The 1,516-nt window shown below is 56.9% G+C and carries 1 pseudogene; it reads left to right on the top strand.

Annotated features, from left to right (window positions below):
* Positions 1–65 precede the first annotated feature (65 nt).
* Positions 66–1,453, top strand: a pseudogene (locus tag ACR0J8_RS24205) (IS1182 family transposase).
* The last annotated feature ends 63 nt before the right edge of the window (positions 1,454–1,516 follow it).

Here is a 1,516-nt window from a genome sequence, read left to right on the forward strand (position 1 = left end):
AAACTCTTCTTTGATTGACGCACAAGTCGCTGATTCAATTTCCGTACTGAACGGGAGAATGAGCGATGATGGGGCCAAGGCAGCAAGCACAAGGGTCACTGTTCTACGAGTTCTCGCTTGAGGATCATGTCCCGCAATACCATATTCTTCGAGATATAGGCCGGTTCGTCGAACTGTCTGATATCCGTCGGCACCTTGCTCCGTTCTACAGTTCGACTGGCCGACCGTCAGTTGATCCGGAACTGATGATCCGGATGCTGCTGATAGGTTACGTGATGGGCATTCGATCTGAGCAACGGCTCTGCGATGAGGTGCATCTCAACCTTGCGTACCGCTGGTTCTGTCGTCTGGACCTGACCGATCCGGTGCCCGACCATTCGACCTTTTCGAAGAACCGGCACGGACGGTTCCGTGATAGCGATCTTTTGCGGCATTTGTTCGAGTCGGATGTGACGTGCTGTATCGAGGAAGGCTTGGCAAGCGGCCAGCGTTTCGCTGCGGATGCCAGTCTGATTCAAGCCGACGCCAATCGGCAGAACTCCTCACCGCAGCGGGATTGGGCACCAGAGCAGATCGTCTCAGAAGATGCACCTCGTGCTGTCAGGGAATACCTGGAGACATTGGATGACGCCGCCTTTGGTGCAGCAAGCCCGGTGAAGCCGAAGTTCACCTCGCATTCCGATCCAGCCTCTCAATGGGCTGGCGCTCGGGGTGGACCCGCCTATTTTGCTATTCAGCCAACTATCTGATCGACACGGACAACGGAGTGATCCTGGACGTGGAGGCAACCCGGTCGATCCGCCAGGCTGAGGTCGGCGCGACCCGAACCATGGTCGACCGGGTGCGCGAACGCCACGATCTGAACCCTGAGAGACTGATCGCAGACACAGCCTATGGCTCTGGACCGATGCTGAGTTGGCTCGTTGATCACGGCATCGCCCCACATATTCCTGTCATCGACAAGTCTGGCCGCAACGATGGGACCTTCGAGCGCGCCGACTTCACGTTTGACGCTGAAAGCGATGCCTATATCTGCCCTGCTGGCAAGGAACTCAAACAGTATCGCCGGGCTTTCAAAAAGCCGAGGGAGCCCAGACCAGACAAGGATGGCATCCTTCGTTACCGCGCCCGCAAACCCGACTGCGACGCCTGCACGCTTAAAAGCCGATGCTGTCCGAAAGAGCCACAGCGCAAGGCGACGCACTCCATCCATGAACCATCCCGCAAAGTGGCTCGTGCCATCTCCCAAACCAACCAATATGCAATCTCGTGCAAGCTCAGAAAGAAGGTCGAGATGCTATTTGCCCACCTCAAGCGCATCCTCGGTCTCGGGCGCCTCCGATTACGTGACCCATGCGGCGCTCGGGACGAGTTCCACCTCGCCGCCACCGCCCAGAACCTTAGAAAGCTCGCAAAGCTCATCCAGCAACCGACAGCCGAAAATCCTGCGTGAGAGGCACGCAGCCGCTCAAATTCCTCGAAGAGAAAACGAACCAAAAGGAAGAGTTCTTCAACG

Source organism: Ruegeria sp. N11, from assembly GCF_056531525.1.